Below are 6,709 nucleotides of genomic sequence, written 5' to 3'. Positions count from 1 at the left end.
GATACCGAAATGACCTACAAGAAACACTATCAAAACAGGTCCTCGGGGTCGGCCTCGGTCTGGTCGCTGCGCTCGACCAGCAGCGAGTCCAGTGCCTCGCTCAGTTGGGCCTCGTTCGGGAGGGCGTGAATCTCACAGTCGAAGGCGATGTCGTCGGTCTCGATGCGGGACTCGATGGTGTAGGCGTGGGTCTGGAACGGACCCAGTTGCTCGGTGACGATTTCGACCAGCGACATCTCCATATCCTCGGTGAACTCTGGGGGCGTGTGGTCGACGCCCGTCTGGAGGACGTTGGCCCACCCGTCGATGAACCCGGATGTCATAATGTTGCCCAGTTCCTCCAGTGCGCTGACGTGCATATCGGTGAGCCCCTCCCCCTCGGGCTTCATCGGCATCATCGCCTCCGCGATGGCCGCGGCGGACTCAGCCTCGAAGAGGATGACGAGGTGGCCACTGGGCGTCCCCTCGAACTCGGTGGTCGTCCCGACGTAGTCGTCGGCCGCCAGTTGCCCGGAGATGTCGTCGACGGGCGTGAAGTTGACGCCCGCTATCTCGGTGTTCGTCTCGATACCAGTCATCTGGGTGATGCGCTCGGCCGCGGTGTTCGTCCCCTCTCGGGTGAGGTCGCTGAACACCGAGAGCTTCTCCAGGGGGAGCGACGTGACCTCCTCGCCGTCGTCAAAGAGGCCACCGCTGTCGGCGTCGTCGCCGTCGTCCTCACCGTCAGCGTCCGTCCCGAACGCGTCGGCGGTGTCGTCGCTCCCGCCGCCGAACGCCTCGGTGGCGTCGTCGCCGGTGTCGAAGGCGCTCGCCGCGCCGTCGCCGTCGGTCGAGACTGCCGCGTCGGCGTCCATCCCGAAGGCGGCGTTTGCGCTGTCGGCCGGGTCAGCTTCGACCGACAGCAGGGTCTCAAGCGAGGACGCGTCGGGCGCGAGATACAGCGTGATCCGGCCGGGGAACTCCTGGCCGTGGATGCGGGTCTGGAACAGCGGCGCGCTCTCGGCGGCGTCCTCGACGGCGTCCAGCGAGAATTCGTGGTCGGCGACGTCCTCGACGTACGTCGCGTATCGACCGTGAGGTCGCCGCCGACGTGGTCCTCCCACTCCCTGACGAACGCGCCGATCAACTCGACGGCGACATCCGCGATTCGTCCCTTCGTGCTGTCCTCAGCGGCGATAGCGGCCCGTGCCTCGTCGTCGAACGCCAGCAGGACCGTCCCCGAGAGCGCGCCGTCGAGCGCGAACTCGATACACTCCTCGCTCTCGGCGGCCAGTTCCGCGATCAGGTCGCGTTCGCTCGCCAGTTTGATCTTCGTCGCCCCGACCCGCGTCTCCGCGTCGAGTGCGTCCGCGAACGCCGCGCCCGCCTGCTCCGCACCGTCGCGCGTCCGGAGGTTCAACTGCTCCAGCGAGTCGGCGTCGACGATCATGTCTGCCCTGCCTCCCGACGCACTGACCGCAGCCACGTGCCACCTGTGTACATCGTTACCTCTATCCTCAGTAGTTAGTAGTTTAGTAGGTTGGCCCGCGATTCTCAGAGATAATAACAGTACGGGAGTGAGTCACACACGACCGCCGAAAATCGATCCGGCAGGTCGACACCTCGGGTCGGAGAATCAAGCAGGCACGATGGTTATGTGCTTGCCGCGGTCTATCACTACCACTTTTTCCTCCTCGGGTTTCCTCGCTCGGTACCCTCGCTGCGGGAACCACTCGTCGCAAAAACTTGGTCCTCGCGAGTAGTGAGGGACCGACGGTCCCTCAGACCATTCGAGCGGGCTTCGCCCGCGAGAAGACGAAGCGAGGGAGGGCTCGATAGAGGAGCGAAGCGAGTCTATCGGTGGGAAAAAGCCGACCCTCGCTCCGCTCGGGTCGGAACGTTACGCCGGCACTATCGTTATCTGCTTGCCGCGGTCTATCACTACCACTTTTTCCTCCTCGGGTTTCCTCGCTCGGTACCCTCGCTGCGGGAACCACTCGTCGCAAAAACTTGGGGAAAAAGCCGACCCTCGCTCCGCTCGGGTCGGAACGTTACGCCGGCACTATCGTTATCTGCTTGCCGCGGTCTATCGCCTGTTCGAGTTCCTCGGCGATAGCGCTGCCGCGGGAGACCTGAATCTCGCCGCCGCGGGACACCGTCGCGGTGAACAGGTACTCCCCGTCGGCCTGCACTTCGACCGTCTCGCCGACGTGTTCGTCGACGGGAATCTGGACGTGGCGGGACGTAATCTCGGGCGTGACCGTCTTGCCGGGCGCGCCGCCGCCACCGCCGGACGCACCGGTGTCGTCCATCCCGCCCGGTCGCTCCTCGAAGGTCCGGACGTCGATGTCGATGCCGAGGCGGTTCTCGATGTCGGCGATGCGGCCGCCGCCCTTGCCGATGACGTGGCTGATGTCCCGGTCTTCGACCCAGACGATGGCGCGGTTTGAACCCTGCAGGTCGACCTCGACGTGGCCGTCGGCGACCGCGCGAATCTCGCGTTCGACTTCCTGACGGGCGATACGGTCGACGCCGCTCTCCTGACCGTCGGCGTCGTCGAGGGGGACGGTGACGACCTGTCGGTTGAAGGTGTAAATCTCGTACTTCGGACGGCCGGTCTCGAAGTCACGGATGAGGATGACCGGGCGGGCGAGGTCCTCCTCCATCAGGCCCTCGGGGACCTTGACCTCGGTCGTCACGTCGTAGACGGTGTCGACTTCCCCGGCCTCGATGTAGACGACGGTGTCGACTATCTGGGGGATCATCCCGAGTTCGACACGGCCGACGAGCCGCTGGAGGGCGTCGATGGCCCGCGTGGCGTGGACGACGCCGATCATCCCGACGCCGGCCAGTCGCATATCCGCGAACACCTCGAAGTCGTCGGTCTTGCGCACCTCGTCGTAGATGGTGTAGTCCGGCCGGACCATCAACAGCGAGTCGGCGGTCTTCTCCATGGACCCGCCCAGCGCGGTGTACTGGGTGATGTTGTCACCCACGTCGAGGTCCCGCGGTTTCTCCATCGTCTTGACGGCGTAGTCGCTGTCGGCGAGGTACTCCGCAACGGCCTGTGCGAAGGTGGACTTGCCGGCCCCGGGCGACCCCGAGATGAGGACGCCGCGCTGGCGCTCCCCGAGTCGGTCCCGAAGTTCGTCAGCGTACTCGTAGTCGTCGAGGTCGGTCTTGACGATGGGGCGGACGGCCGTAATCTCCAGTCCGTCCGCGAACGGCGGCCGGGCGATGGCGATGCGGTAGTTGCGGAACTGGACGATACTCATCCCGGGTTCGTCGATTTCGATGAAACCGTCGGGGCTGGCGCGTGCGCCCTCCTCTATCTCGTGGGCGTACTCCGCCAGTTCCTCGGCGGTGGCCGGGTCGTCCCGGATGCGCTGGTAGTGCATATCGCCGATCTGTCCGCGTTTGGCCATCGGTTCGACGCCGGTCTTGAGGTGGACCGACATCGTCGACTCGTCGAAGAAGTTCTCTATCTCCAGTCGCTGTACGTCACGCGTGACGGGTTCGAGGTAGGTGACGTCGAGTCCCTTCGCCTGTGCGACCTCGCTCTGGACGACGTCGCTGGTCAGAAGCGTCGCCTCCCGGTCCTGTGCCAAGTCGCGGATGAGCGCGTCTATCTCGCCCTCGCCGGCGTCGCGCTTCTCGACGGCGTCCGGTCGGCGGCCGACGTACTCGACGGTGATGTCGCCGGCGTCGTGGAGGCCGGCGAGTTTCTGTAGCTCCTCGAGGCCGTCCCAGCCTGCGGGCGGCCGTCGTTCGCCTGGGATTCCAGTTCGCCGACAACCGCCTCGGGGACGACGATGGTCGCGTCGGCGAACCGACCCTCGGCGATCTGTTCGGACACGCGGCCGTCGATGACCACGCTCGTGTCCGGTACGAGTTCCATATCTCCCCGGAGGTTCGCCACGGCATAAGGTCCCGGATACGAGTATCCGCGGCGGGGGCCAACCGTCAGTCACCGTCTCGCACTGCCGGGAGTTCGAGAACGGCAACGGTCCCCCGAGGCTCGTTGTCCTCGAAGCGTATCGTCCCGCCGTAGCGGTCGACCATCAGCGAGACGAAGTACAGGCCGAACCCGATAGAACCCGAGTCGTCGGCGGTGACGTTGCGCTCGAAGACGGCCGCCTTCATTTCGTCGTCGATACCGGGGCCGTTGTCCGCGATTCGGACCACTACGTCCTCGCCCTTGGTCCGGGCCGTGACCGACAGTTCGGGGCGGTCGGTGTCGTTGTGTTCGACGGCGTTGACGAGCAGGTTCTCGACGACCGACGGGAACAGGTCGTCGGCCCACACCAGCGGCAAATCGTCCTCGACGTCGAGCGTCACCGACACCGAGTCGTGGGTCTCCCGAATCTTCCGGACCTTCTGTGTGAGCGGATCGGCGACATCTATCGACGCGAGTTCCGGTTCGGCCTCCTCAGTGACGACGTTCGACACCGACCGGACCTGCTCGGCGAGGTCGGCGATATCCTCACTCCAGCGCTCGATCACCTCGGCGTGGTCGACGGCCGCGGGGTCCTCCGAGGTCCGTCTGATCTCGGCGGCGTGGTTCTGGATCACCAACATCCCGTTGAGCAGGTCGTGCCGGAGGACGCCGTTGAAGAACTCGATCTGGTCGTTTCGCTCGTCGAGTAGTTCCCGGCTCTCCCGGAGTTGACGCTCCTTGGAGATGCGGTCGAGGGCGTTCTCGGTCGTGTGGGCCAGAATTTCGACGAACCGCCTGTCGGCGTCGCTGAACCCCTCGACGTCCGGCCCGGTGCTGATTCCGAGGACGCCGTGGTCCCCGAGGGGGTACAGCAACGACCCGCCGAGGTCGACCGGAACCTCGTCGCCGGAGGCGGGCGAGAGCGGTTCGCCGACGAGGGGGTCGCCGCTCTCGAAGACGGTCCAGACGTCGCTGTCGCTGGGTTCGACGACCGGGTCCGCGTCGACGCCGCGGTACCGGTCGGCGAGTGCCTCGGTGAACGCGGCCGGCCGGAGGACGTTCTTGGCTTCGTCGTAGGCCATCACGCCCGAGTAGGGGTAGCCCAGCACCTCCTCGGCCGTCTCCAGGACGATATCGTATATCTCCTGCTCGGACTCGGCCCGGAGGAACCGCTGGGCGACCGTCTGGAGGCTCTCTAAGGTCTCCTCGCGGCGCTTCCGTGCCGTGATGTCCCGGAGGACGACGACCGCCCCACGGTCCCGGTCGAACTGGTCGGTGATCGACGTGAGGCTGGTGTCGTAGACGGCGGTCTGGCCACCGTCGGCCCGGGTTCGCCCATCGGCGTCGGTGTACGGTTCGCCGTTCTCGGCCGTGTCGAGGAGGCCCGGGAGCAGGTCCGAGACGTGGTCGCCGACGGGTTCGGCGGCGTCGATCAACCGACGGCCGCTGGGGTTCACGTCGACGAGGACCCCGTCGTCGCCGAGGACGAACACCGGGTCTTCGATCTCTTCGAGGACTATCGACGGCGCCATCGGCGCGATGCGGAGCAGGTCGAACCGGTAGAGCGCCAGCGCGATCAACAGCGCTTCGAAGGCGAAAAACACCGCCGTCAGGTCCAGCCCGGGGTGGACGCTGAATCCGGCGAGGAAGACGACGTTCCCGAGCAGCGTCGCCAGCACGGCGGCCACGATCAGCGCTGTCTGGCGGCGATAGAGGTTCTCCGAGGAGAGCAGAAACGACAGCAGCAACGACAGCGAGACGGCGACGCCCGGGAGGACGAACACCAGCGACGTGATCGCCCGGACTGGCTGGTCGGCGACCACGGGGAGCGTCAACCCGGCGACTGTCTGTGGCTGGATCGAGACGAAAAACAGCCCGGCCGCGCTGACGATGGCGGCGTCGACGACGTAGAAACCGACCACGCCACGCCGCCGGAGTGCGGTGAGCCAGTTCGTGCGACCGGTGTACGCAAGCGAGAACAGCAGGAAGTACGCGGGCGTCAGCGCGAGCGTGACCTGCGAGAACGTCCAGACCACCCGGACGAGCGTCGGGTCCGAGACGAAGACGAGGACGGCGAAGGCGAGACTGGAGAGGGCCGGCAACCCCGCCATCTTCGCAAGCGGTTCGCTGGCCGGGTGGTCGCGCCGCCGGGAGGAGACGTAGACGATACCGAGACCGGTGGCCCCACCAAGGGCCAGTACCCCGGCGACGAGAAGTTCGATGGCGGCGACCATCGGTCATATTTGGCCGGTGGGCTACAAGATACTTTTCCGCCAGTTATCATATCTCGGAACAGTCGGCCCGGGAGCCCTGATCTGTCCGGGGGTCACTGTGAGTGGTGGTCGTGTTCGTCCCCGGACCCGCCGACGGCTACGACTTTCACTTGCTGAACGCCCTCGACAGACCGGAGTTCGTTGGCGAGGCGCTGTATCTCGCCCGCCGGCCCGTCGACCACGATGGTCTCCATACACCGGTCGTGCGTGAGGTGGACGTGCTGGACGGACGTGACGATGGCCGCCATCTCGTGCTGGATGGACTGGAGGCGACCGGCGAGGCCGCTGTCGTGGTCGTGTTCGTGGACGACGACAACAGTGCCGTAGTGGCGCCGGCCGTCGTCGGCCTCCCAGTCGTACTCGGTGAAGAAGTCCCGGAGCGTCCCGGACCGCCTCCGTCCCGTCGGCGTAGGTCACTTCGAGACCGTCCGTCTATCGCCCAGCGGCCCGGTCGCCCCCTCCCCCCCAGTCGATCCCCCTGTCGCTACTCATACACGCCCCCCGTAGCGGTCGCCCCCCC

General features: G+C 66.2%; 3 protein-coding genes and 2 pseudogenes. 1 reads left to right on the top strand and 4 read right to left on the bottom strand.

Annotation, left to right across the window (positions count from 1 at the left end; translation table 11 throughout):
- Positions 1–29: 29 nt before the first annotated feature.
- The gene (locus GJ629_RS18105; protein WP_157513479.1) at positions 30–1,103 is read right to left on the bottom strand and encodes a chemotaxis protein CheC; all 1,074 of its coding nucleotides are present in this window, start codon (positions 1,101–1,103) and stop codon (positions 30–32) included.
- On the opposite strand from GJ629_RS18105, the gene GJ629_RS13260 reads away from it, so the two are divergent.
- Positions 1,091–1,507: a hypothetical protein gene (locus tag GJ629_RS13260; protein ID WP_157513478.1), complete on the top strand. Its 417-nt coding sequence runs from the start codon at positions 1,091–1,093 to the stop codon at positions 1,505–1,507. The two genes, GJ629_RS18105 and GJ629_RS13260, sit on opposite strands and share 13 nt — an antisense overlap.
- Positions 1,508–2,030: 523 nt before the next feature.
- Here GJ629_RS13260 and GJ629_RS13255 read toward each other — a convergent pair.
- The 3 genes and pseudogenes from GJ629_RS13255 to GJ629_RS18100 form a co-directional block, all read right to left on the bottom strand.
- Positions 2,031–3,877, bottom strand: a pseudogene (locus GJ629_RS13255) (PINc/VapC family ATPase).
- 65 nt (positions 3,878–3,942) lie between these two features.
- Positions 3,943–6,150, bottom strand: a complete 2,208-nt coding sequence (locus tag GJ629_RS13250; RefSeq protein WP_157513477.1) for a histidine kinase N-terminal 7TM domain-containing protein — start codon at positions 6,148–6,150, stop codon at positions 3,943–3,945.
- Positions 6,151–6,242: 92 nt separating this feature from the next.
- Positions 6,243–6,600, bottom strand: a pseudogene (locus tag GJ629_RS18100) (CopG family ribbon-helix-helix protein); the annotation flags it as partial.
- Between the last annotated feature and the right edge of the window lie 109 nt (positions 6,601–6,709).

The organism is Halapricum sp. CBA1109 (assembly GCF_009741825.1).
Classification (GTDB): domain Archaea; phylum Halobacteriota; class Halobacteria; order Halobacteriales; family Haloarculaceae; genus Halapricum.
Note: the sequence above shows the minus strand (reverse complement) of the source record. Positions and strands in the feature narration are given on the sequence as shown.